This is a genomic window from Acidovorax sp. 59 (genome assembly GCF_002754175.1).
Lineage (GTDB): Bacteria > Pseudomonadota > Gammaproteobacteria > Burkholderiales > Burkholderiaceae_C > Acidovorax > Acidovorax delafieldii.
The window spans coordinates 2,597,064-2,621,200 of record NZ_PEET01000001.1 but is presented as its reverse complement, the minus strand read 5'-3'; the positions used below and the strand labels follow the sequence as shown (position 1 = coordinate 2,621,200).

Here is a 24,137-nt window from a genome sequence, read left to right as displayed (position 1 = left end):
GAGGCATGTCTTCGCGCAGTGCCACAGCACTAAGCAAAGGTATCGACCGACTCTCCCAACCCCGGCAGGCTCTGCGGCTTGTTCACCGGGGTGGATCGTGGCTGCTGGCTGGCCTTGGCCTGTTGCTGTGCCTGGGCTCGGTCCATCTGCTCTTGCTGCATCTGGCGCTGGATGGCTGCTATCTGTTGCTGCACCATCTGGATCTGGGCCTGCAGCAGTTTGACCTTCTCCTGCTTGGCCTTGGGCTCCATGTCCTGTCCGGCGACGTTGCGCAGTTCGTCGGTCAGTTCGCGCATCCGTTTTTGCAGCTTGTTGATGTTGCTGGCTGCACTGGCGCTGGACGCTGTGCCCGTCGAAGGGGTTGCACTTGAGATCTGCATGCTGTGTTATCGGCACATCCGCAGAAATCTCAAGCGGTGGCCCTGGCCCGCGCGATGACTTCGGCCTGCGGGCCTTCATGCATGCGGCGGTGCCGAGAACCACTCCCGCAGGAAGTCTGTCAGCGCGCGCATCTTGGCCGACAGATCGCTGCGTGTGGGGTAGACCAGCGTCACATCGGCCGCCGGCAGCGACCATGTTGGCAGCACGCGCAGCAAGCGGCCTGCAGAAAGGTGGACCGCCACGTCCCATTCGGATCGCATCAGCACGCCGTGGCCCTCCAGCGCCCAGGTGGTGGCAGCTGCGCCATCGTTGGTGCTCAGCATGCCGCGCACCTTCACCGTCTCCTGGCGGTCGCCCTGGCGCAGGTGCCAGGTGCCGTAGGTCTCGTCGCTTTCGCGGATCACGATGCACTGGTGGGCCAGCAGGTCTGCCGGTTGCACGGGCTCGCCTGCCTGGGCAAGGTAGGTGGGCGATGCGCACAGCACACGCCGGTTGGCGAGCAGTTTGCGGGCCGTGAGGCGTGAGTCCGGCAGTTCACCAAATCGCACGGCGGCGTCAAAGCCTTGTTCCACCAGATTCACGGGCCGGTCGGTCAGGTGCAGCTGCACCTCCACCTCGGGGTAGGCGCGTGCAAACGCCGACAGGGCGGGGGCAATGTGCATTCGGCCAAAACCCAGCGTGGCTGCCAGCTTGATGAGCCCGCGTGGCGAACTGCGCGCGCCTGCCACGGTGCGCTCCAGCGCATCCAGGTCGCCGAGGATGCGCGCGCCATCGAGCAGGTAGGTCTCACCCTCGGGCGTCAGGCTCATGCGTCGCGTGGTGCGGCGCAGCAGCCGCACGCCCAGCCGCCGTTCCAGCTGCGCCAGGCGCCTGCTGGCGGCCGGCGGAGTGATGCCCATCTGCTGGGCGGCAGCCGCGAGGCTGCCTTCCTTCATCAGCAGTGCAAAGAACCGCAAGTCGGAAAAAGCGTCCATGGGCTTTTGGGTGATTAGTGTGTTTGATTTACGAATGAAGTAATTTTGAATGACTTTATGTGAATTCTGCTCACTCATAAGATGCCACTGCAACACCACACAAGAACCTTGCAGGAGACACACCCATGAACACATCCCATCCCCGGCGGTTACGAACATGGCGCGCCGTGGCCACGGCCGCACTGGCCTTGTCTGCCGCCGCTGGCGCATGGGCCCAGGCATACCCGGCCAAGGCCATCAAGCTCGTGGTGCCCTATGCACCCGGCGGTAGCGCGGACATTGCGGCCCGCCTGATCACCGACGAATGGGGCAAGGCCCTGGGCGGCTCGCTGTTCGTCGAGAACAAGGGCGGCGCGGGCGGCAACATCGGCGTGGACATGGTGGCCAAGTCCGCACCGGACGGTTACACCATCGGCCTGCAGACCGTGTCCCTGGCCATCAACCCCAGCCTGACGGCCAAGATGCCCTACGACACCCTGAAGGACCTGGCGCCCATCGGCATGGTGGCCAGTTCGCAGCATGTGCTGGTGGTCAACAACGCGTTGCCAGCCAAGAACGTCAAGGAACTGGTGGCCCTGCTCAAGGCCAAGCCGGGGCAATACTCCTATGGTTCAGCGGGGGCGGGCAGCACCTTCCACATGTCGGCCGAGCTGTTCAAGGCCGTGGCAGGCACGCCCATCGTGCACATCCCCTACCGTGGCGGCGGCCCGGCCATGATCGACACCATGTCCGGCCAGGTGGCCATGAGCTTCCCGGTGCTGTCTGCAGCGCAGCCGCATGTGCAGGCGGGCAAGCTGCGCGCATTGGGCGTCACGGGCACGAAACGTTCACCACTGATGCCCGATGTGCCCACCATTGCCGAGGCTGGCCTGCCGGGCTACACGTTTGAAACCTGGTTCATCGTGTTTGCGCCGGCCGGCACACCCAAGCCAGTCATCGATAAGCTCAACACCAGCCTGAACCAGGCGCTTAACACCCCCGCTTTGAGAGAGCGCATGGCCAGGGATGGCTTCGACCCGACGCCTTCGACGCCAGAGCAGGCCCGCGCCCGGCTGGAGCAGGAAATGCCGCAGTGGGCCAAGCTCATCAAGGAGCGGGGCATCACGGCAGAGTGAACACGCCTGCGCTGCACTACCCACCGACACCCATGACCACGACCACGACCACGACCACGACGACCCCGCTTTTCCCGGGCTTCACCGCCCGCCGCGTGCCTACGCCGGACGGCCAGCACATCCACACGCTGGTGGGCGGCACAGGCCCGGCCTTGCTGCTGCTGCACGGGCACCCGCAGACCTCGGCCATCTGGCACAAGGTGGCGCCAAAGCTGGCGCAGCACTTCACGCTGGTACTGGCGGACCTGCGCGGGTATGGCGATTCGGCGAAGCCCGAGGGCGACGCGGAGCACCTGCTCTACAGCAAACGCACCATGGCCGCCGACATGCTGGCTGTGATGCAGCACCTGGGCCACCCGCGCTTCACCGTGCTGGCCCATGACCGGGGCGCCCGCGTGGCGCACCGCCTGGCGGCCGACCACCCGGCGGCCGTGCAGCGGATGGTGCTGCTGGACATAGCGCCCACCTTGGCCATGTACGAGCAAACCAGCAATGCCTTCGCCCGCGCCTACTGGCACTGGTTCTTCCTGATCCAGCCCGCGCCGCTGCCCGAGCGCCTGATCGAGGCCGACCCTGCCGCCTATGTGCGCGACGTGATGGGTCGGCGCAGTGCGGGTCTTGCCCCGTTCGATGCGCGGGCATTGGCCGAGTACGTGCGCTGCCTGGCATTGCCCGGCACGGCCCATGGCATCTGCGAGGACTACCGCGCCTCTGCGGGCATCGACCTGGTGCACGACCGTGCCGACCGCGATGCGGGCCGCCAGTTGCCCATGCCCTTGCTGGCGCTGTGGGGCGAGCAGGGCGTGGTGCACCAGTGCTTCCAGCCCCTGGCCGAGTGGCAGCGCGTGGCGGCCGACGTGCGCGGCCATGCACTGCCTTGCGGCCACTACATCGCCGAGGACGCCCCTGATGCGCTGCTCGACGCGGCGCTGCCCTTCCTGCTGGCCGACCGGTAAGGCCGCACCCAACGACAACCCCCGACGCTGACCATGACCACTCCCTCAACGCTCTACCAGAAGCTGGTGGCATCGCACACCGTGGCCGTTCTGGACGAACAGAACGTTCTGCTGTTCTGCGACCTGCACCTGATGAACGAATACACCAGCCCCCAGGCCTTCGCCGGCCTGCACGAGGCCGGGCGCGACGTACCCGTGCCGGGGCAGAACGTGGCGGTGGTGAGCCACATCATCCCCACGCACCCGGTGCGCCACCGGGTCATTCAAGACCCACCTTCGGCGCTGCAGGCCCGCAATCTCAAGGCCAACTGCGACCGCCACGGCATCCCGCTGTTCGACACCAACGACCCGTTGCAGGGCATCGAGCACGTGATCGCGCCCGAACACGGCATGGTGCGCCCGGGCATGGTCATCATCTGCGGCGACAGCCACACCACCACCTACGGGGCACTGGGCGCCTTGGGTTTTGGCATCGGAACCTCGGAGGTCGAGCATGTGCTGGCCACCCAGACGCTGGTCTACCGCCTGGCCAAAGACATGCGCATCCGCGTGGACGGCGTGCTGCCCACTGGCACGACGGCCAAGGACCTGATCCTCATGGTCATCAGCCGCATCGGTGCGCAGGGCGCACGCGGCTATGTGGTGGAGTTCTGCGGCAGCGCCATTGGCGCGCTGTCGGTGGAGGCGCGCTTCACGCTGTGCAACATGGCCGTGGAGGCGGGCGCCCGAGGCGCACTGATCGCACCCGACGCCACCGCCATTGACTACGTGCTGGCCAAGGCCCCCGACATTGCGGGCGACATGCGCGCGCAGGCACTGGCGCACTGGGCCACCCTGCACAGTGACGAGGGCGCTGCATTTGATGCGGAACATGTGTTTGACGCGGCTGACGTCGCCCCGTTCGTCACCTGGGGCACTAGCCCCGACCAGGCCATGGCCATCAACGCCACGGTTCCCCGTCCCGAAGAACTGGCCGATGCCGTGCAGCGCAGCAGCGCCGAGCAAGCGCTGCGCTACACCGGGCTCGTCGCTGGCCAGTCCTTGCAGGGTGTTCCCGTGCAGCATGTTTTCATCGGCTCCTGCACCAATGCGCGCATCGAGGACCTGCGCGAGGTGGACCGCATTGTGGGCAGCCGCCACGTGGCCCACGGCGTGCGCGCCATGGTGGTGCCCGGCTCCGGCGCAGTGAAGGCCCAGGCCGAGGCGGAAGGCATTGCCGAGCGCCTGGTGGCCGCAGGCTTTGAGTGGCGCCAGCCCGGCTGCTCCATGTGCCTGGCCATGAACGACGACGTGCTCGCCCCCGGCCAGCGCTGCGCCTCCACCACCAACCGCAATTTCGAAGGCCGCCAGGGCCGGGGCGCCATCACCCACCTGGTGAGCCCGGCCATGGCTGCAGCAGCCGCCGTCACCGGTTGCATCACCGACGTCCGTACCCTGGAGGTGCCAGCATGAGCGCCGATCACCACACCATCGTGCACGGCCAGGCGGCCCTGCTCGACATTGCCAACCTCGATACCGACCAGATCATGCCCAAGCAGTTCCTGCGTGGCATCGACAAGTCGGGTCTGGCTCCCGGTCTGTTTTACGACCTGCGTTTTGACGGGGAAGGATTGCCACGCCCGGATTTCGTCCTCAACCAGGCGGCTTTCCAGGGGGTGGACGTGCTCATCGCGGGCTCCAACTATGGCTGCGGCTCCAGCCGCGAGCACGCGGTGTGGGGCATGCAGCAGTACGGCTTCAGGGCCGTGGTGGCGTCGAGCTTTGGCGAAATCTTCTACTCCAATGCGCTCAACAACCGCCTGCTGCTGGCCATGGTTTCCGAGGCGGATGTGCAGGCCTTCAAGGCGCAGGCTGCGCAGGTGCGGAGCCCCCTGGCTATCACCATTGATGTGCAGCAACGCATGGTGCGCAGCGCGGGGCACAGCGCGCAGTTTGTGCTGTCCGACCGGCACCAGGGCATGTTCCTGCAGGGACAAGATGTGATCGGCGCATCGCTGTCGTATGCCGATCAGATACAGGCCTTTGCCCAGCGACACTGGGCTGCCCAACCCTGGGTGAAGGACGTGGCGCTGCGCACGCGGGCGCGCCTACAGGCCCAGCGCGCACAGGGCTGAGCGCGCCCGGTGCGCCGCACCTGCGGGCGGCGTGGGCGGTTGACATCCTGTCCAGTGCACAGGGTGTGGGGGGTGGACAACGTCGCGAGGGACAGGTCCTGATCGGGCGGTAACAATTCGTGCACTTTCACACGGACCCACCCCATCCCCAGAGCCATGTCGCAAAACACCCATACCCTGCACCTCTTCTTCGAAGACCCGATCAAGCTCAAGATGGGCCAGTTGGTCTACCAGTACCTTGCCACGGGCAACACCGAGCAGGCACGGCGCTGGGCCGACAAGCTTGGCGGCGCCGATCTCGATGCGCTGTGGGATGCCCAATGGTTCAACCAGGAGGCGGTTGCCGAACCCGGTCACCTCACGCTGCGGTTCGACACCGGCACGCACGACGACCTGCCGCTGCGCGCGTTGGAGACCCTGTTCGCCCACGGCCTGCGGGCTGCGGTGCTGGAGGTGCTCTACGACCAGGTCGGTGAAACCGAGCGCATGCACTTTGACCGGGGCCAGTGGGTGTCGCGCCGGGCGTTCATGGACGCCAACCCGCAGTGGCGCGCTGTGGTGGAGCCCGCGCAGCAGGACGGCGAAGGCCAGGACGGGGAGACCGAAGACCGCTACGCCTGTTCCAAAGACCCGGCCAAGCCGCTGGCTGTGGCCAAGCTGCGCCAGCAGGAAGAAAAGCGCAAGCGCGAGGCCCAGGAGGCGGCCGAAGCGTTTGTCGAGATGGCGAAGGCGATGGGCAAAAGCGCCAAGTCGCCCGTGCAGGGCCTGATGGCCGTGCTGCTGTTGCGCGCCGGGCTCAAGGGGCTGGTGCACGCAGTGGTCTTCACGGTGGTCACCGTGCTGCTGTTCAAGGGCTTCTGGCTGTGGATGGGCCTGGGGCTGGTGCTGGCCGTGGCGCTGCCGCTGTACTACATGGCCACCGAACACAAGGCGCTGCGCGGGGACGACGGAGACGATGACGCCGCCCCGCCTGGCGACGATGGCCCCGCCACGGTGATGGCACCCCAGTAAAAGCATCTCAGGAGAACAACAACATGCTGACGCAAATCGAATGGTGGGGTGGGGTGATCTTTGTGCTGGGGGCGTTGACCTACCGCATGGTCATGGGGGCGCTGGAAAGGCCGACGGACGGCATCCCTTGGTACCGGCTCGTGATGCACGTGTTCTTTCTGGCCCCGGCCGCTCTGCTGGCGGGCTACTTCTACCCGCTCACGCAGCCCGCGCTGCAATACGGCTACCTGGCGCTGCTGGCCGTCTCGCTGCTGGTGGTGGCCGTGATGCTGGTGCAGGAGATGACCGGCGATTCGGGCGAGGGCCAAGAAGAGGGACGCAGCAAGGAGCCCTTGAAGGAGGGCGCGACAGCCAAGGCCGACGATACCGAGGATACCGACGAGTACGAAGAGCCCGGCTGGCTGATGTCGGTGGTCGGCGCCATGGTGCTGTACAGCCCGGTACTCACGGCCTGTGGCCTCGCCAGCTACAAGGCCTGGCCCATGGTGCAGCGCCTGGCGTAGTGCATCCGCAGTGCGCAGTGGGATGGCGGTGGTCTGGCAAGGCTGACAATGCCTGCCCACCATCCCCATGTTTTTCGCAGCCCTTGGTTTTGGCTCGGTGTACCCGCCTTCGTTAGTCCACAACTCCATGTCCCCCGATTCCTTTGCCGATCTTCTGTCGGTCTACATGCGCCGCATCCGCGCCAGCGCCTCCGGCGTGGCCACCGAAATTGGCCTGAGCCGTGAGGCCGTCAACAACTGGCGCAACGGCATCTCGGTGCCCAACCCGCGCTCGCGCGACAAGCTGGTGGCCTGCACCCGGTACCTGCGCCTGACGGAGAGTGAGGCCAACCGCCTGCTGAGCGCCGCTGGGTTTGCGCCGGAGTTTCCGCTGCAGGCCGAATCCACCGGCGCGCAGCCGTTTGCCGCTTTCCAGGACAAGGTGTTTGCGCAACTGGCCCAGGCGGTGCCATACCCCATCTCGCTGCTGCTGTCGCCCGCGCACTGGGGGCAGCCGCCGTTCCGGCACGAGCTGCTGCAGCGCGCCCGCGCGCAATACGGCGAAGGCTCGGTGCTGCACATCCAGCCGCCCTACAGCGTGAGCACGGTGCCTGCCGAATACTTCGCGGCCATCGGCCGCCAGTGCGGGCTGGGCGATGTGGCGTCGGACTACGAGTTTGAATCCGCGCTGGAGCGCCGCCTGCTGGCGGGCGAGCGCATCTTCTGCCTGGTCAGCCGCTTCGAGCAGGGCACGCCCGCGCTGCGCGAAACCCTGGCGGGCATTTTGCGCAGCCTGAGCGAAATGCACAGCGGCCGCCTGCACCTGCTGCTGTGCGGAGGGCAGGCGCTGGCCGACCTCAAGTACCGCAGTGGCGACCTGTCGCTGCTCAACATCGCCCAGGTCCACCACTGGCCCGACCCGTCGCTTGCCGACCTGTTGCAACTGGCCCGCCACCGCTGGCCCGAGCAGCCCTGGTCCGAGCCGGTGGTGGCTGCACTGCAGGCCCTGAGCGGAGGCCATCCCGCGCTGTTTGAAGAAGGCCTGCAATGGCTGATGGACCACCCCGGCGCGGGCACCAGCCTGCACGAAGGCCAGCCCGCCTTCAGCGCCCTGCGCACCCACCTGGCCAGCAGCCCGCGCCTGTGGCAAACGTTCCTGCCGCTGGCGCAGGTGCCAGCCAGCCGTGCCCGCCTGCAGCAGTTGCTGGGCGCGGACGACCTCGGCCGCGCACGGCCCTACCTGCAGGACGACGACCTGCGCAGCCTGTTCTGGGGCAACCTCATCCTTGTGCGCGGCGTGGGGGACGCAGCGCGGCTGCACTGGCGAAGCCCCACGGTGCGCGAGGCCGGCTGGATGGTGCTGGATTCATGCTCGGCCGACTGACGCCCTGGCTGTCCCGGCCCGTGGTGCGCGCCGTGGTCATTGCGCTGGTCACGCTGTTTGTGGCCAGCGCCGTTTTCACGCCCCAGCACAACCCGGCCACGCGAGGCAGGTTCATGGCGGCAATGAACGTCGGGCCGCTGTGGGGCGAGCTGGTGCAGTGGCGTGTGGCGATGGTCAACGCCCGCAACGAGCTGGATGCCTGGCCCACGGACATTCAGAAGTACGCGCCGCCCATTGCCAACCCGCAGCTGCGCGTTACTTCCCCGCGCCCCAATGTGCTGCAGGCCGACATTGCCCACAACCCCGAATTTGGCAAGCTGGCGGGCACACAGGTGGTGGTGGAGCTGCAGCCCGGCACCCACACCTGGACCTGCCGCCCCGGCAACCCGCCCATCCCGCAGGGCTACCTGCCCATCAACTGCCAACAAGGCAGCACCGACGATTTCGAGCCTGCCAAGCCCGCGCCAGACGCCGACCCCTTTGGCTGGATGCGCTCGCTCATCGCGTGGTGCGCGGTGATCTTTGGGGGGGGCGCCGTACTGTGGGTGGTGCGCCACCCGCTCATCGGTGCGGGCCAGCTGCGCCCTGCGCGCCTGCGCCGCACGCCGTTGGCGCGACTGCCGCACATCGACCGGCTGCTGCGCTGGCTGCGGCGGCTGGAACCCACGCTGCAGGCCGCCGATGTCCGCCTGGTGGACTGGCGCCGCGCGGTGGCCTGCGCCCAGGCCACGGGCGGCGAGCGCGCCCCGGCCCTGGCCCGCGCGCTGGCCGAACGCGTGTCCGCCCGCTGCCAGCCCAGCACCGACTGGGCGCTGCCCGGTGCGGTGTTTGAGTGGTCGTTCCCGCCCGACCTGCCCGTGTCGCTGGACCGTTGCCTGGTCTTTGTGCCCACGCACGGCATAGACGAAGCCACCGTGCTGCGCCAGCTGCGCGCCGTGCAGACCGGCAGCGACGTGCTGCTGATCCTGAGCGAGCACAGCGTGGACACCCCCTGGCCGCTGCTGCACGCGCATGCACAAGACCGCGCCAACCTGCATGTGATGGCCGACAGCGCCAGCCAGACCGAATGGCTGATTGGAGGCGACGCCCTGCAAGTGCTTCTGCGCCTGCTGGCTGCGCAGCTGCGCATCACCCGCATCTCGCCCTACCAGACACGCGGCGGTGTCACGCGCGAAGGCGCCTTCTTCGGCCGCGCGCAACTGCTGGCCCGCGTCATCAACCGCGAGCCCGCCAACTACCTGGTGGTGGGTGGGCGCCAGCTGGGCAAAAGCAGTCTGCTCAAGGCCGTGCAGCGCCGCATGGCGGGCCACCCGCACACCGTGTGCCATTACGTCTCGCTGCGCGACCACCGCCTGGCGCCACGCATGGCGCTGCAGTTTGGCCTGCCCGCCGACACACCGCTCGAAGCCATCGTGGACCACCTGCAGGCGCAGTACCAGGGCAAGCGCCTGGTGCTGCTTATCGACGAGGCCGACCTTTTCTTCCGCGACGAATCGGCCAACGGCTACGTGCAGCTGTCCACCCTGCGCGCGCTCAGCGAGGAGGGCCGCTGCTGGTTCATGCTCGCGGGCTTCTGGGACTTGTACGCCACCGCCGTGCTGGACTACCAAAGCCCGCTGCGCAACTTTGGCGAGGTGCTGACCATCGGCGGCCTGGAGCGCGATGCCTGCCGCGAACTGGCCACCGAGCCACTGCGCAAGCTGCGGCTGGGTTTTGACAACGAGCACCTGGTGAACCGCCTGGTGGACGCCAGCGGCCAGCGCGCCAACCTGGTCGCCATCCTGTGCCAGGAATGCCTGGAGGCGCTAGCGCCCGGCGAACGCGTGATCGAAAAGCGCCATCTCGACCAGGCCCTGGCCTCGCAGGCCGTGCAGGACGCACTGGCCGGCTGGGGCCGCCTGAGCCACGACGAAGCCGCCTGCCGCCTCGACCGCATCGTGGTCTATCACACGGCCCAGGCGGGCCAGTCCAGCCTGGTCACCCTGGCCCAGCTGCTGCAAGGCCACGGCATCGCGGGCGACGCGCAGGCCCTGCGCCAGTCACTGGCACGCCTGCAGCTGGCCTATGTGCTGCGCAAACACGAGGGCGGCGAATACCGCTTTGCCATCCCGCTGCTGCAGGACCAGTTTGAACCGGCGGAGGTGGAACTGCTGCTGCACCAGGAGCTGGCGGTGCTGGCGCGCGACCGTGATCCGGATTGAGCAGCGCATGGAGTGCTGCGGCGCCATCCCTGCAAAATTTTGAGCCGAATGGCCGCTAAGCGCTTATTCAATATGCCTTGACAGCTATTGAATAGATAGCAGATGGCAGGCCGCCTCAAGGCCGCTGCGCCATCACCAGCGCATACAGCGCCTGCGCCGCCACCGACAGGCTCTCGTCCCGCCGCCGCACCAGATAGATCTGTCGCGTCAGCCCCGGCAGCGACAGCGGCCGTGTGACCAGCCCCGGCTGCTCGAAGTGGAACAGCGTGAGCGCAGGCACCACGCTGATGCCCAGGCCCGCGCGCACCATGCCCATCACGGTGGCGAGCTGCTCCACCTCCATCAGCGTGTGCATGGCCTGCGGGTGCAGGGCGGCCTCCAGGTACTGGCGCACGCTGCTGGTGCGCGCCAGGTGGATGAAGGGCCAGGCGGCCAGGTCCTGCGCGGTGATCGCCTTGCGGCGGCGCGCCAGCGGGTGGTCGGCCGGGCACACCAGGTAGAAGTTGTCGCTGCAAAACGGCTCGGCCTGCAGCGCGGGCGTGTCGGCGCGGATGGCGGCCAGTGCAAAGTCGGCATGGCCGCTGGCCACGCGGTCGATGCAGGGCTCGGACAGCACATCGGCAATGTCGATCTCGATGCCTGGGTGAGCGGTGCGGTACTGCGCCAGCACGCCCGGCAGCCAGCCCGCCGCCAGTGACGGCAGCAGCGCCACGGCCACACGCCCGCGCTGCAGCGTGGCGGCACTGCGCACGGCGGCCAGGGCGCTGGTGATTTCGGCGCGGATGCGGCGGGCCGACTCCAGAAAGTTCTGCCCCTCGGGCGTGAGGTCCACATGCCGCGTGCTGCGGTCGAACAGCCGCAGGCCCAGGTCGTCCTCCAGCGCGCGGATCAGCGCGCTGAACGCGGGCTGCGACAGGTGGCACAACGTGGCGGCGCGCGTGAAGCTGCGCTGCTCGGCCAGCGCGAGGAACGCATCGAGCTGGCGGCTGGAGAGGTGGGGGGCGCTCATGCGGGTTGGGTGTGATTCATCTGGTTTTCAGATGGATTCATCATAACAATCGATTTTACAGAATACCGCCATGTTCCTACAGTCACGCTCAGGAGACAACGGATTCATGCCGAACGACCATAAAACCAACCTGCTGGTGGGCTGCGCCGCCGGCTTCTCGGGCGACCGCACCGACGCGGCCCTGCCCGTGGTGCAGGCGCTCATCGCCAGCGGCCAGCCTGCGGTGCTCATCTTCGAGACGCTGGCCGAGCGCACGCTGGCGCTGGCCCAGCTCGCGCGCCGCACTGACCCCGATGCAGGTTATGAACCCCTGCTGGTGGACCTGCTGCGCCCCGTGCTGGCGCAGTGCCTGGCGCACGGCGTGCGCATCGTCAGCAACTTTGGCGCGGCCAACCCGCACGGTGCCGCGCGCCGCATCCATGCGCTGGCGGCCGAGCTGGGCCTGGCCCGCCCGCGCATTGCCGTGCTGCAGGGCGACGACCTGAGCGGCCCCGAACACCGCGCGCTGCTGCAGGGTGCGCTGGGCAGCGCTATGCCCACCGAGCCCATCGTCAGCGCCAACGCCTACATCGGCGCGCAGGCCATTGCCGATGCGCTGCGCGCTGGCGCCGACATCGTGGTCTGCGGCCGCGTGGCCGATCCGTCGCTGGTGCTGGGTCCCGCGCTGGCGCACTACGGGTGGGCGCTGGACGACTGGGACCGGCTGGCCCGCGCCACCATGGCCGGGCATCTGCTGGAATGCGGCGCCCAGGTCACGGGCGGCTACTTTGCCGACCCTGGCTACAAAGACGTGGCGGGCCTGGCGCAACTGGGCTACCCCATCGCCGAGATCGACGCCGACGGCCACTGCACCATCACCAAGCCCCCGGGCACGGGCGGCTGCATCACCGACCGCACGGTGAAGGAACAGCTGCTGTACGAGCTGCACGACCCGGCGGCGTACCTCACGCCCGATGCGGTGGCCGACATCACCACCGCCCGCGTGACCACGGTGGGCGCTGACGCGGTGCGGCTGGAGGGCGTGCAGGGCCACGCGCAGCCTGCCACGCTCAAGGTCAACGTGTGTTTTGAATCGGGCTGGTTTGCCGAGGGCGAAATCTCCTACGCCGGCCCGCGCGCAGAGGCCCGCGCCCGCCTGGCGGGCGAGGTGCTGCGCGAGCGCTTGCACGGCCTGGGCCCGCTGCGCATCGACCTGATCGGCGTGACCAGCATCTTTGGCGACGACACCAGCCGCTGGCTGGATGCATCCGCCCACGGCAACGACGAAGCCCGCGATGTGCGCCTGCGCGTGGCCCTGCAGCACCGCGACCACGCCAGCGCCCAGCGCCTGGTGCGCGAGGTGACCGCGCTCTACACCTGCGGCCCCGCAGGCGGTGGTGGCGTGCGCACCGCCATGCGCCCACGCCTGGGCACGGTGTCGTGCCTGGTGCCGCGCGAGGCCGTGGCCGTGCGTTTTGAGATGGTGGGCTAAGAAGCTGTGAACGAATCCCTCATGCCCGCTCGTGCCGCAAAAACGCACGCCCTCGGCGTTGCAAATGCTCGCCATAGCCCGAGCTATGGCTGTGCTTTGCGCCTTGATGGCGCACGTTTGTGCTGCCTGCTCGGCCACGCCGGATTCATTCGCAGCTTCTGAGGAGTACACACACCATGACAACCACCATCACCGTTCCGCTTTATCGAGTTGCTCACAGCCGCACCGGCGACAAAGGCAACCGCTCCAACATCAGCGTCATCGCCTGGCACCCCGCGCTGTGGGATGTGCTGGTCGAACAAGTCACCGAGGCCGCTGTGGCGCAGCAGTTTGCCCAGCGCCGCCCACGCCAGGTCACGCGCTACCTGCTGCCCCAGTTGCAGGCCATGAACCTCGTGCTGGACGACGTGCTCGACGGCGGCGTGAACGACTCGCTCAACCTCGACAGCCACGGCAAGGCACTGAGCTACTTGCTGCTCGATATGCCCGTCACCGTGCCCGCGCACCTGGCGCAGCACTTTGGTGGTCCCTCGGCCTAGACCTCCCGTTTCGCTTTTTCATTCATACCAACACTAGGAGACAACATGACCCATTCATCCCCCCGCCGCGCTCTGCTGGCCACTGCTGCCGTACTGGCGCTGGGCACACTGCACGCCCCAGCAGCCTTGGCCCAGGCGGCTGGTGCCTACCCGGCCAAGGCCATCACCTTTGTCGTGCCCTTTGCCGCAGGCAGCGCCACCGACCAGCTGGCGCGCGCGCTGGGCCAGTCCATCACCAACGACACCAAGCAGCCTGTGGTCATCGACAACAAGGCGGGCGCCAGCGGCATGATCGCCGCGTCGGCCGTGGCCAAGTCGGCGGCCGATGGCTACAGCGTGCTCATCACCACCAACACCACACACGCCGCCAACGAGCACCTGTACAAAAAGCTCTCCTACGACCCGGTGAAGGACTTCGCCCCCGTCACCGGTCTGGGTAAGGGCGGGCAGGTGCTGGTGGTCAACGCCAACGCGCCGTACAAAAACGTGGGCGAGCTGCTGGCCTTTGCCAAGAAGAACCCCGGCAAGCTCAGCTTTGGCAGCGGCAGCTCGTCGAGCCGCATGGCGGGCGAAATGCTCAAGCAGCTGGCGGCCGTGGACATCCTGCACGTGCCCTACAAGAGCAACCCGCTGGCCATCACCGACCTGCTGGGCGGGCAGATCGATTTGATGATCACCGACACCTCCACCGGCGTGCCACAGGTCAAGGCGGGCAAGCTGCGTGCGCTGGGCTATTCCACGCAAAAGCGCAGTACTCAGCTGCCCGACGTGCCCACCATCGACGAAGCCGGTGTGAAGGGCTACGACATGGGCTACTGGTTTGCGGCCTACGTGCCAGCAGGCACGCCCGCGCCGGTGGTGGCGCGCCTGAATGAGCTGCTGACCGCCGCCACCAAGAGCGCTGCGGCCAAGAGCTTCTATGACAACGCCGGCTCCGAAGCCTGGACCACCACGCCCGATGAACTCGCCAAGTTCCAGGCCGCCGAAACCCAGAAGTGGGGCAAGGTGATCAAGGCCGCAGGTATCGAGGCCGAATAAGCCACCGGCTCATCCACCGGGCCGTTTCATTCCCGTTTTTGCTTCTCGCAGCCTGCCTTTGCTGGCAGGTCTGGGCGAAGCCTTGCCCGCGCGCAGCGCAACAGACGCTGCCGTTTTGTTCCAGAGCCGTTCCAGCGGCCCGCACCACCATCCATCCAAGGAGACAGACACCATGAAACCTCTTCGTGCATTCGGAAAACTCGCGCTCACGGCCGCCGCTGCAGCCGCCATCACGGCCTGTGGGGGCTCCAGCAACGATGCGCCCAAGGGCCCCGAGCTCAAGCTGGCCATCACCGCCACCGAGGCCTTTCCGGGCACCTATGGCGACGTGGGCGAATACGAGCGCGTGACCGGCACCATCAGCGGCGAGGTGGACCCCAAGGACCCCAAGAACGCCGTCATCCAGGACCTGGCCCTGGCGCCCACCAATGCCAACGGCATGGTCGAGTACCAGGCCGACTTCGTCATGCTCAAGCCCAAGAACATGGCCAAGGCCAGCGGCGTGCTGCGCTACGACGCACCCAATCGCGGCAACATCCTCACCATGCTCAACCCCACGGCCACGCCCAGCGATGCGGTGTACCTGGAGCGCGGCTATGTGATGCTGTATTCGGCCTGGCAGGGCGATGTGCCCAAGAGCACCGCCGCGCGCCTGACGGTGACGGTGCCCGTGGCCAAGAACAAGGACGGCAGCAGCATCACCGGCCCCTACCGCGCCGAACTGGTGCCCACGGCCGCCAGCCCCGCAATGACGCTGCCCGGCGGCGTGTTCAACGGCACCATGATTCCGTACGAACCCGCCAGCCTGGACAACACCCAGCCCGGCTACTCGCTCACCCGCCGTGCCAACGAGACGGATGCGCGCGTGCCTGTGCCCGCCAGCGACTGGAAGTTCGCCACCTGCGACACGGGCACCAACGCCTTCCCCGGCACGCCCAGCCCCACCAGCGTGTGCCTCAAGGGCGGGTTTGACCCGGCCTATCTGTACGAGCTGGTCTATGTCGCCAAAGACCCCAAGGTCATGGGCGTGGGCCTGGCCGCGCTGCGCGACACGGTGAGCTTCTTTCGCGGCAAGTCGGCCGACTCGTCGGGCACGCCCAACCCGCTGGCAGGCCGCATCCAGTACACGCTGGGGCAGGGCACCTCGCAGTCGGGCAACGCGATGAAAACGTTCTTGCACCTGGGCTTCAACCAGGCGCTCGACGGTGGCAAGGTGTTCGACGGCATCTTCGCCCACGTGGCCGCGCGCCAGACCCACATCAACACCCGCTTTGCGGTGCCCGGCGGCGGCGGGGGCCTGCGCACCGACCACACGGCCTTCGGCCAGACGGCGCCGCGCGGGCTGGACAAGGACTACCAGGACGACATCAGCGGCCGCCAGGGCGGGGTGATGAAGCGCTGCGCCGCCACCAGCACCTGTCCTAAGTTCTTTTTGGGCCTGTCGGGCACCGAGTTCTGGCAGCTGCAGGGCTCGCCCGTGCTGACCGACGCCCGCGGCACCAAGGACCTGACCCAGCCCGACAACGCCCGCATCTACTACTACTCCAGCACCCAGCACGGCGGGGCAGGGGGCACGGCCAGCATCGCGTATGCGCCCACGCGCGCCACCTACCCTACGGGCACGGTGGTGCAGTTCAACGACACCTTCCGCGCGCTGTTCCTGAACCTGGAAGACTGGGTGGTGCGCGGCACGCTGCCGCCCGCCAGCCAGGTGCCGCGCATCGACAACGGCACGCTGGTGCGGCCCGAGGCGCTGGCCTTCCCTGCCATGAAGGGACTGACCTGGGCGGTGGGCGGCGTGCAGACGGCCATCCCTGACTTCAGCTACCGGGGCCTGTACAACAACTTCCCGCTGTTTGACTTTGGCCCGCAGTACATCCCGCAGGACGAGGCCGGCATTGCCACCGTGCTGCCCCCGCGCAACCTGGGCCGCGACTACGCCATCCTGGTGCCGCAGGTCGATGGCGGCACGGGCCTCACCCGCGCCGGCATTCGCAGCGTGGAGGCGCGCGCGCCGTTGGGCACCAGCATTGAGTTCAACTATGTGGCCACACCCGGCATCACCGACCTGGCCAACCTCACGGGCAGCTTCATCCCCTTCCACAAGACGCGCGCCGCGCGGCTGGCGGCGGGCGACGCACGGCCGTCGCTGGAGGAGCTGTATGGTACGCAGGAGGGGTATGTGGCTGCGGTGACGCAGGCCGCCAATGACCTGGTGGCACAGCGCCTGTTGCTGCCGCGCGATGCGGACCTGCAGATTGCGCGCGCCAAGGCCGCTGCCGTGCTGCCCTGACGGGATGTGACGACCCGCACGGCCCCGTGCCGTGCCGTCCCCTGCAGGCCCCCCAACCCTCTCGCAAGAGGGTTGGGGGCATTTTTTTAGCCAAAGTGGCCGGATGCGCTAGAGGAATATGCCTGAGCAGCTATCAAAAGCGTAGCGTTTGCTGGCTGTCCAGCCACCCTCACCACGGCACCCCCGCAAACCGGGCCACCAAAAAATCCAGCAACGCCCGCACCGCAGGCGACAAGTGACGGCGCGACGGGTACAGCGCATAGATCGTCATCACCGGCAAGTCCCAGCCCGGCAACACGGCCTGCAGCTCGCCGCTGTGCAGATACGGGTTGACCAGATACGTCGGCTGCATCGCAATGCCGCCGCCCGCCCGCGCGGCGCGCATCAGCGTGGTGGCCTCGTTGGCGCTGAAATGGCCGCTCACGCCTACACGCTCCACCACCTCGCCGCGCGTCAGCTGCCACACGCTTTTGCCAAAGTTGGCGTAGCTCAGGCACCGGTGCTGCGCCAGGTCGGCAGGTTGCTGCGGCACACCGTGGGCGGCCAGGTAGGCGGGCGATGCCACCAGGGCCGAATCGCAGCGGACCAGTGGCCGGCCGATGAGCAACGGGTCGGGCTCGGCGCTGATACGGATGGCCAGGTCGATGCGCTTTTCCACCAGGTTCAGAGAGCCTTCGCTCGCGTCCAGGTCGATCTTGAGCTGCGGGTGTTGCGCCAGAAAGTCCGCAATCGCCGCACCCATCTGCGCAAACGCAAACGACACGCTGCAGGTCAGCCGCAGCTGCCCGCGCAATGCGCCCTCGGTGGTGGTGGCGGTTTCTTCTTCCAGGTCTTGCGACAGCGCCAGCATCTGCTGGCAGCGGCGCAGCGCGTGTTCGCCCGCGTCGGTCAGCGTCACGCTGCGGGTGGTGCGCTGCAGCAGGCGGGCCTGCAGCCACTGCTCCATCTCGCCCACGTAGCGCGTGACCATGGCCCGCGACATCTCCAGTTTGTCGGCCGTGGCGCTGAAGCTGCCGCTGGTGGCAACTTCGGCAAACACATGCATGGCGGTCAGGCGGTCCATAAGGGGTTATTTGATCGATTGGTGAAACAAATATGCGCGAATTATCGGGTTTATTGGATCGATTGGCGCAAATAAACTTCATTCCGTCATCTGCACCACCGCTCAACACACCGGAGAAACTACCATGTTCCGCACCACCCTCATCGCCGCCACCCTGTCCCTTGCCTTTGCTGGCGCCCACGCCGCCCAGCCGCTGCAGGTCAAGGTCTACAACGCCGACGGCAATAGCTTCAACGTCAACTCCACGCTGGTCTATGGCGAGAAGGAAGCCATGGTCATCGACGCCGGCTTTACCCGTGCCGACGCGCTGCGCATTGCCGCCAACGTGCTCGACACGGGCAAAGAGCTCAAGACCATCTACGTGAGCCAGGCCGACCCCGACTACTACTTTGGCGTCGAGACGCTGAAAGAAATCTTCCCCAAGGCCGACGTGGTGACCACGCCCGCCGTGCTGGAGAAGATCAACGCCAAGCTGGCTGGCAAGCTCGCCTTCTGGGGCCCCAAGATGGGCGCCAACGCACCGCGCACGCCCGTGCTGCCCAAGGCGATTGCTGGCAACACGCTGAGCGTGGACGGCCAGACGGTCGAGATCCGTGGCACCACCGGCCTGCTGGCGCACCGCCCGTATGCGTGGATTCCGTCCATCAAGGCCGTGGTGGGCACCATCGGCGTGTTTGGCACCAACACCCATGTGTGGACGGCCGACACGCAAACGGTGGCCGAGCGCAGCGCCTGGGTGGCCCAGCTCGACGAAATGGCCGCCCTGCAGCCCTCGGTGGTGGTGCCCGGCCACATGCCCGCCGGTGGCGCGCTGGATGCCGCCAACATCAGCTACACCAAGGGCTACCTGCAAGCGTTTGAGAAGAACGCCGCCGCCACCAAGACCAGCGCCGAACTCATCGACGCGATGAAGAAGGCCTACCCCGCAGCGCCCATGGGCCTGTCGCTGGACATCGGCGCCAAGGTGAACAAGGGCGAGATGAAGTGGTGAGATGACGTGCTGAAAGCTGTCAAAGCAGTTTGTTGAAAGGAACCAGATCGTGACCGCCACACACCCGCTCCAACAAGTCCTGCAGCACCTGCACGCCGGGCGCTGGAACGCAGCGCACGATCTGGTGCAGCACGACGGCACGATGCTAGGCGCCTGGCTGCACGGCATCCTGCACCTGCAAGAGGGCGACCTGGAAGACGCCGAAAACTGGTACGACCGCGCCGCCCGCCACTTCCGCAGCCGGGGCACGCTGGCCGAAGAAATCGCAGCGTTTGAGGCCGCACTGGCCGCACACCTTACCCAGCTTGCCCAGGCTGCACCCGCAGCGGCACCGGCCGCCTCCACACCGCCTGATCCTGAAGATTCTGAAGAGAGACCCTGATCCATGCCCTCCACGCCCACCGTCACCGTGACGTACCTGTTCGACCCCCTGTGCGGCTGGTGCTACGCCGCCGCACCCGTGCTGGCCCGCTTGCAAGCCACGCCCGGCGTGCAGGTGGTGCTGGCGCCCACGGGCTTGTTTGCAGGCGCAGGCGCCCGGCCCATGGACGCGCAATTTGCCGCCTACGCCTGGTCCAACGACCAGCGCATCGCGCAGCTCACCGGCCAGCCGTTCAGCCAGGCCTATCGCGAGCAGGTGCTGGGCCAGCCGGCCAGACGTTTTGACTCGGGCCCTGCCACGCTGGCCCTCACCGCCGTGGCGCAGACCGAGCCCGCGCGCGAGCTGGAGGCACTGCACGCCTTGCAGCACGCACGGTATGTGGACGGGCGCGACACCACGGCGCCCACCGTGCTGGCCGACGTGCTGAGCGCCCTGGGCCTGCATGCAGCCGCAGAGTTGGTGCACGAGCCCACCGATGCCCTGCGCGCCGCCATGCTGCAGCGCGTGGCCGCCGCCCGGGCCGACATGCAAGCCCTGGGTGCGCAAGGCGTGCCGCAACTGGCAGTGGGCGACGCCGCCACCGGCCGCCGCCGTGTGCTGGGCAGCCAGGCCCTGCACGGCAACTTCGACGCATTGCTGCAGCAGGTGGCCCAGGCCTGAGCGCTGCGGTTAGGACGGTGCGGCCCGGGCTGCGCCGTTGCCCGCACTGCAAATTGCAGCCAGGCCTGCGCCATGTCCTCAAGCCCAGTGGTCCGCCACGGGCACCCACACCACGGTGTGGTTCGCGCACTCCACTTTGTCCGGTGGCTGCCATAGGTCACTGGCCAGCTCAAAGATGTGCGGTGGCACCACCATCGAAAACGTTGCGCCCTGTTCTGCGTTGCGCCGCAACACACGCGCGCGCCGCACCTCGCGCGGTGCGTCCAGCACATACACCACCATGGCATCGGCCCATGGCCCCATGCGGGCGTAAAACGCATCGCGCTGGTGCTGCTGGATCAGGCCCACCTCCAGCACCACATCGCCACCCGCGTTCAGCATGGCCTCGGCCGTCTTCCAGATCTGCGTCAGACAGCGCAGCGTGCGGGGCACGTACCAGGCCATGGCGTCCGAAGTATCGGGTCGGTCGGCTGAAAACAGCGTGGCCATCCAGTCGTCCAGGTTCAGCGGCACGGCGCAGTGCTGCTGCACCAGCTGGCGGGCAAAGGTGGACTTGCCTGCGCCCACGGGGCCGATGACCAGGTGGATGCGCGGGGAGGGGGCGGCGGCGCCTGCTGGGGCCGTGTGTGTGGAAGTGGCGTGCATCAAAAAGGGCTCCAGAAATGCAAAAAAGCCCTCTCTGCAAGCAGGGAGAGCCTTCAATGCGATGGACCAAAAAGAAAAGCCCTCAACGGTGGTGGAGGGCTTTGCGGCTCGCTCAGGCCCAAAGGGCCGGACGCGACAGGGCAGTGTAGGTGCCCGCTGCGGGCTGCGTCAACCGTTGGTCCGTGCGCCGTGTGTTGAGTCCCCCAGTCACACCCTGCGCGCACCCGGCAAGCTGGGTCACGCCCCAAACACCAGCGCCTGGTGCGCCCCCACACCCGCCAGCACCCCTTCGGCCGATGCCAGCGTGGCGTTGTGCCGCATCAGCGTCAGGTCGCCAGCGGCATACACGCCGGGCATGGTGGTCATCTTGGTGTTCGCATCGGTGCGGAGGTACGGGCCCATGGGCCCATCGTCAAACGCGCAGCCCAGTTGCCCGGCCAGCGGGCTGGCGGGGCGGGGGGTGGCCGCCACATACAGCGCATCCAGCGGCACCACGCGCGCGTCACCGCTGCCGGTGGCCTGCAGGCGCACGCCCTGCAGCGCCTGGCCCGGTCCTTCCAGCGCGACGATGGGCGCGGGCTCGATGGTTATGCCCAGCGCCAGCAGTCGCTCGCGCTCGGCGCTCTCCAGCGTGGTGTCTCCATTCAGGAAGAGGGTGGTCTGGCCCCAGTCGGCAATCAGCTGCGCGTGCATGGCCGAGCCTGGCGAGTGGTACATCACGCCCAGCCGCTGGCCTGCAAATTCATAGCCGTGGCAATACGGGCAGTGCAAAACCGATGCGCCCCAGCGCTGGCGCAGGCCAGCAATGTCGGGCAAACCATCCTGCACGCCAAACGCCAGCACCAGCTTGTGGGCCTCCAGGGTTGTGCCATCGTCCAGCACCACTTCAAACCCATTCTCCGGCGACCCCGCGCTGTGCTGCGGCGTGGCAGACACCACCGTGCCCTGCACAAAACCCACCGTGGGATAGGCCGCCAGCTTGCGCCGCGCCTGCTCGATCATCGCCAGCGGCGACTCGCCGTCTTGCCCAAAGAAGCCGTGCGACGCGGCCGCAAACCGGTTGCGCGGCTGGCCTGCATCCACCACACACACCCGCCGCCGGGCACGCGCTAGCTGCATCGCGGCCGACAGGCCGGCAAAGCTGCCGCCTATCACGATCACCTCATACGCCTGGGTGGTTGTCATTGCTGCTGTCGCCATGCTCCATCTCCTTGTGACCGTGGCACCCGGCCACCATGCGTTCATGAAACTCGGCCGAGAGCTGCGCCAGCGTTACCTCGCCCAGCCGCGCCAGCAGCGCCTCTTCGGCCGCCTGGTAGGCATCGGTCAGCGCGCGGTTCACCGCCTGCTCCACGATGCAGCCGGGGCTCTCCACCCTGTTACCTACCGCCAGCAGCGTGGGCGCCCCCAGCGCCTCGTAGATGTCGCGCAGCGTGATGTCGGTGAGTGGGCACGACAGCACCCACCCGCCGCCATGCCCCTTGGCCGAGGTGACAAACCCCGCATACCGCAGCCCCGCCATCAGGCGGCGCACCACCACGGGGTTGGTCTGCATGGCCTGCGCCATGGCCTCAGACGTGGCGGGCCCCTCCATCTCTGCCATGTGCAGCAGCGCGTGGAGGACGTTGGAAAGGCGGCTATCTCGTTTCATGCAACATTAAAAGTTGCGTGATGCTAGCATGGCACAACAAACCCTGCCAACGCCGCGGCAGGTTGCTACTCAATCAATAGTTTCGGGGGCGGCTGGACGCGCGGAAAAGGCCAATTTGATGCTGAATTTTCCCTGCCACCACCGTTGCAGACACCGCTGCGGCCGCACCCCCCAACCAGCCCGATGACCCACCAGCACACCTCCCCCTTCACCGACCCCGCCGCCGTCGCCCGCTACGCCGAAGGCCCCCGCCGCAACGTGCCCGGCTACGACAGCCTGCTGCGCATGTCGCGCATCCTGCTGGCCGAGCGCGTGCCCGCCCACGGCCGCGTGCTTGTGGTGGGCGCAGGTGGCGGGCTGGAGCTGGAAGACATGGCGCTGGCGCAATCCGGCTGGCGGTTTGACGGTGTGGACCCCAGCCAGCCCATGCTGGACTCGGCGGCGCAGCGGCTGCAAAGCGCTGGCGTATCAGGCGACCGCGTGGCGCTGCACCACGGCTACGTGCAGAGCGCTCCGGCCGGACCGTTTGATGGCGCTACGTGCCTGCTGACTTTTCACTTTGTGCCGCGTGAGCAGCGGGTGCCCATGCTGGTAGAGATCCGGCGGCGTTTGAAGCCCGGGGCGCCGTTGGTGGTGGCACATCTGAGCGTGGCGGATGGCACAGGCCCTGGCGGCGAGGACGGGGCAGGGGAGCGCGATCTGTGGCTGTCGCGCTATGCCGCGTTTCAGGTGGCGTCCGGCGTAGCGCTGGAGCATGCAGCCAGGGCGCGGGACAAGGTGGCTGCGGAGCTGGCGGTGCTGACGCCGGAGGAGGATGAGGCTGTGCTTCGCGAGGCGGGGTTTCGCGATGTGCGGATGTTTTATGTAGGGTTTGCGTTTAGGGGATGGGTGGCGTGCGTGTGATTAGGAGGACGGGCAACATTCGGCCAGGAGACGAAATTGGGCACATTGCGTTAGCAGAGGGTATTTAGAGATGAGGCGGTGCAACTGCATTGGCCGACAGTGGTCAGAGTCCACGTAGCTTGTTGGCAATATCGACTCCATCTAGGGCGGAAGACATCAAGAACATCAGCATGAGAATGTCCCCGACCTCAATATCTGCGCCAAAAATCTTGCGTCCGTTTTGTGCCGGTCCGTAGCTCAGACCTTTCCAGCTCACCGGCGCGGCATTGGGATTTGTGATGTTGATGTGCGATCCATGGGCCATGGCGTTTCGCACAATACGTGCAAATTGCCAGATGGTCGGCCATTTGGCTGCGGCGTCACCATAGCAACTGCGGATTTCGCCAAGATGGTTTTCATAAAACTCCGTGAAGATTGGGAAAATCATCTTGAACACGTAGGCATGAACGTTCGGTGCTGACAACGATGAATCCGGCCTAGGCGTCAAAGGCACCACTGTCAGCTTTATGTAGTTGGCCTCCAACCCGAGTTTCGCGTTCTCAATTGGACCTACCAAAGGAAGCCGGATCTCCAATGGGCCATACGCCTTGCACTGGTAGAAAAACCAATCACCAGGTAACCACTCTTCTGAGGGCAAGAAACCCTTCGCGAAACACGCATTCAACACGAGGTACGTGTGCAGCGTAGAGAAAAGGCGGTCTTTGTCTTTCTCGATCAATAGTTCGATCTGGTTGGGGTTGTCTGGGGCAGGTGAATATTTCATGCATCAAATCCTTAGACCTAAAGTTAACGATAGCGTGCGTTGCAATTCATCTGCCGCCATCTCTATTGGGGCCTCTGCCGCATTTTGGCAGTAGCTTCAACGATGCCTCGT

At 66.9% G+C, this 24,137-nt stretch carries 24 protein-coding genes; 16 read left to right on the top strand and 8 right to left on the bottom strand.

The window, feature by feature from the left end:
- Nucleotides 1–29: 29 nt before the first annotated feature.
- Nucleotides 30–380 (bottom strand): FlxA-like family protein, encoded by a 351-nt coding sequence (locus CLU87_RS11820; protein WP_056746573.1) that lies wholly within the window; start codon nucleotides 378–380, stop codon nucleotides 30–32.
- Nucleotides 381–455: 75 nt separating this feature from the next.
- Nucleotides 456–1,355, bottom strand: a complete 900-nt coding sequence (locus tag CLU87_RS11815; protein ID WP_099730566.1) for a LysR substrate-binding domain-containing protein — start codon at nucleotides 1,353–1,355, stop codon at nucleotides 456–458.
- 125 nt (nucleotides 1,356–1,480) lie between these two features.
- On the opposite strand from CLU87_RS11815, the gene CLU87_RS11810 reads away from it, so the two are divergent.
- The 8 genes from CLU87_RS11810 to CLU87_RS11775 all read left to right on the top strand — a co-directional run bounded on the left by CLU87_RS11810 (nucleotide 1,481) and on the right by CLU87_RS11775 (nucleotide 10,618).
- Nucleotides 1,481–2,470, top strand: coding sequence for a tripartite tricarboxylate transporter substrate binding protein (locus CLU87_RS11810; protein WP_099730565.1), 990 nt, complete (start codon nucleotides 1,481–1,483; stop codon nucleotides 2,468–2,470).
- A 32-nt stretch (nucleotides 2,471–2,502) separates the two neighbouring features.
- The gene (locus tag CLU87_RS11805) at nucleotides 2,503–3,426 is read left to right on the top strand and encodes an alpha/beta fold hydrolase (RefSeq protein WP_099732147.1); all 924 of its coding nucleotides are present in this window, start codon (nucleotides 2,503–2,505) and stop codon (nucleotides 3,424–3,426) included.
- Nucleotides 3,427–3,459: 33 nt separating this feature from the next.
- Complete coding sequence (gene leuC / locus CLU87_RS11800; RefSeq protein WP_099730564.1) at nucleotides 3,460–4,878, top strand: 3-isopropylmalate dehydratase large subunit; 1,419 nt, start codon at nucleotides 3,460–3,462, stop codon at nucleotides 4,876–4,878.
- Entirely contained in the window at nucleotides 4,875–5,540 is a 666-nt protein-coding gene (gene leuD, locus CLU87_RS11795; protein WP_099730563.1) for a 3-isopropylmalate dehydratase small subunit, read from the top strand. Before leuC ends, leuD begins: the two co-directional genes overlap by 4 nt.
- A gap of 156 nt (nucleotides 5,541–5,696) precedes the next feature.
- The gene (locus tag CLU87_RS11790) at nucleotides 5,697–6,551 is read left to right on the top strand and encodes a hypothetical protein (protein WP_099730562.1); all 855 of its coding nucleotides are present in this window, start codon (nucleotides 5,697–5,699) and stop codon (nucleotides 6,549–6,551) included.
- A 23-nt stretch (nucleotides 6,552–6,574) separates the two neighbouring features.
- Nucleotides 6,575–7,054: a hypothetical protein gene (locus tag CLU87_RS11785; protein WP_099730561.1), complete on the top strand. Its 480-nt coding sequence runs from the start codon at nucleotides 6,575–6,577 to the stop codon at nucleotides 7,052–7,054.
- A 127-nt stretch (nucleotides 7,055–7,181) separates the two neighbouring features.
- A complete protein-coding gene (locus CLU87_RS11780; RefSeq protein WP_099732146.1) occupies nucleotides 7,182–8,417 on the top strand; it encodes a hypothetical protein in 1,236 nt (411 codons plus the stop codon).
- Complete coding sequence (locus CLU87_RS11775; protein WP_099730560.1) at nucleotides 8,402–10,618, top strand: ATP-binding protein; 2,217 nt, start codon at nucleotides 8,402–8,404, stop codon at nucleotides 10,616–10,618. Before CLU87_RS11780 ends, CLU87_RS11775 begins: the two co-directional genes overlap by 16 nt.
- A gap of 115 nt (nucleotides 10,619–10,733) precedes the next feature.
- Here the strand turns inward: CLU87_RS11775 and CLU87_RS11770 are convergent, their stop codons facing one another.
- Nucleotides 10,734–11,627, bottom strand: a complete 894-nt coding sequence (locus CLU87_RS11770; RefSeq protein ID WP_099730559.1) for a LysR family transcriptional regulator — start codon at nucleotides 11,625–11,627, stop codon at nucleotides 10,734–10,736.
- 106 nt (nucleotides 11,628–11,733) lie between these two features.
- Here CLU87_RS11770 and CLU87_RS11765 point away from each other — a divergent pair, with 106 nt between their 5' ends.
- From CLU87_RS11765 to CLU87_RS11750, 4 genes are all read left to right on the top strand, one after another.
- A complete protein-coding gene (locus CLU87_RS11765) occupies nucleotides 11,734–13,098 on the top strand; it encodes an acyclic terpene utilization AtuA family protein (RefSeq protein ID WP_099730558.1) in 1,365 nt (454 codons plus the stop codon).
- Between the two features lie 176 nt (nucleotides 13,099–13,274).
- Nucleotides 13,275–13,637: a hypothetical protein gene (locus CLU87_RS11760; protein WP_099730557.1), complete on the top strand. Its 363-nt coding sequence runs from the start codon at nucleotides 13,275–13,277 to the stop codon at nucleotides 13,635–13,637.
- Nucleotides 13,638–13,682: 45 nt separating this feature from the next.
- A complete protein-coding gene (locus CLU87_RS11755; RefSeq protein WP_099730556.1) occupies nucleotides 13,683–14,675 on the top strand; it encodes a tripartite tricarboxylate transporter substrate binding protein in 993 nt (330 codons plus the stop codon).
- A 172-nt stretch (nucleotides 14,676–14,847) separates the two neighbouring features.
- Nucleotides 14,848–16,968 (top strand): alpha/beta hydrolase domain-containing protein, encoded by a 2,121-nt coding sequence (locus CLU87_RS11750; protein WP_099730555.1) that lies wholly within the window; start codon nucleotides 14,848–14,850, stop codon nucleotides 16,966–16,968.
- Between the two features lie 169 nt (nucleotides 16,969–17,137).
- Here the strand turns inward: CLU87_RS11750 and CLU87_RS11745 are convergent, their stop codons facing one another.
- Complete coding sequence (locus CLU87_RS11745) at nucleotides 17,138–18,031, bottom strand: LysR family transcriptional regulator (protein WP_099730554.1); 894 nt, start codon at nucleotides 18,029–18,031, stop codon at nucleotides 17,138–17,140.
- A 124-nt stretch (nucleotides 18,032–18,155) separates the two neighbouring features.
- On the opposite strand from CLU87_RS11745, the gene CLU87_RS11740 reads away from it, so the two are divergent.
- From CLU87_RS11740 to CLU87_RS11730, 3 genes are read left to right on the top strand one after another with little or no spacing between them, the layout of a single operon-like run.
- Nucleotides 18,156–19,022 carry an MBL fold metallo-hydrolase gene (locus CLU87_RS11740; protein ID WP_099730553.1) on the top strand — a complete coding sequence of 289 codons (867 nt, stop codon included), beginning with the start codon at nucleotides 18,156–18,158 and terminating at the stop codon, nucleotides 19,020–19,022.
- A gap of 46 nt (nucleotides 19,023–19,068) precedes the next feature.
- Nucleotides 19,069–19,404, top strand: a complete 336-nt coding sequence (locus tag CLU87_RS11735) for a hypothetical protein (protein WP_233193866.1) — start codon at nucleotides 19,069–19,071, stop codon at nucleotides 19,402–19,404.
- A 3-nt stretch (nucleotides 19,405–19,407) separates the two neighbouring features.
- Nucleotides 19,408–20,064, top strand: a complete 657-nt coding sequence (locus CLU87_RS11730) for a DsbA family protein (RefSeq protein WP_099730552.1) — start codon at nucleotides 19,408–19,410, stop codon at nucleotides 20,062–20,064.
- Between the two features lie 78 nt (nucleotides 20,065–20,142).
- On the opposite strand, the gene CLU87_RS11725 is transcribed toward CLU87_RS11730, so the two are convergent.
- From CLU87_RS11725 to CLU87_RS11715, 3 genes are all read right to left on the bottom strand, one after another.
- Nucleotides 20,143–20,709, bottom strand: coding sequence for an ATP-binding protein (locus tag CLU87_RS11725; RefSeq protein WP_099730551.1), 567 nt, complete (start codon nucleotides 20,707–20,709; stop codon nucleotides 20,143–20,145).
- Between the two features lie 237 nt (nucleotides 20,710–20,946).
- Nucleotides 20,947–21,909, bottom strand: a complete 963-nt coding sequence (locus tag CLU87_RS11720) for an NAD(P)/FAD-dependent oxidoreductase (RefSeq protein WP_233193775.1) — start codon at nucleotides 21,907–21,909, stop codon at nucleotides 20,947–20,949.
- Complete coding sequence (locus tag CLU87_RS11715) at nucleotides 21,872–22,360, bottom strand: Rrf2 family transcriptional regulator (RefSeq protein ID WP_099730549.1); 489 nt, start codon at nucleotides 22,358–22,360, stop codon at nucleotides 21,872–21,874. The genes CLU87_RS11720 and CLU87_RS11715 overlap by 38 nt, the downstream gene beginning before the upstream one ends.
- 183 nt (nucleotides 22,361–22,543) lie before the next feature.
- Between CLU87_RS11715 and CLU87_RS11710 the strand changes: the two genes are divergently transcribed.
- Entirely contained in the window at nucleotides 22,544–23,263 is a 720-nt protein-coding gene (locus tag CLU87_RS11710; RefSeq protein ID WP_099730548.1) for a class I SAM-dependent methyltransferase, read from the top strand.
- Nucleotides 23,264–23,366: 103 nt separating this feature from the next.
- On the opposite strand, the gene CLU87_RS11705 is transcribed toward CLU87_RS11710, so the two are convergent.
- Nucleotides 23,367–24,026 carry a hypothetical protein gene (locus CLU87_RS11705; protein ID WP_099730547.1) on the bottom strand — a complete coding sequence of 220 codons (660 nt, stop codon included), beginning with the start codon at nucleotides 24,024–24,026 and terminating at the stop codon, nucleotides 23,367–23,369.
- Between the last annotated feature and the right edge of the window lie 111 nt (nucleotides 24,027–24,137).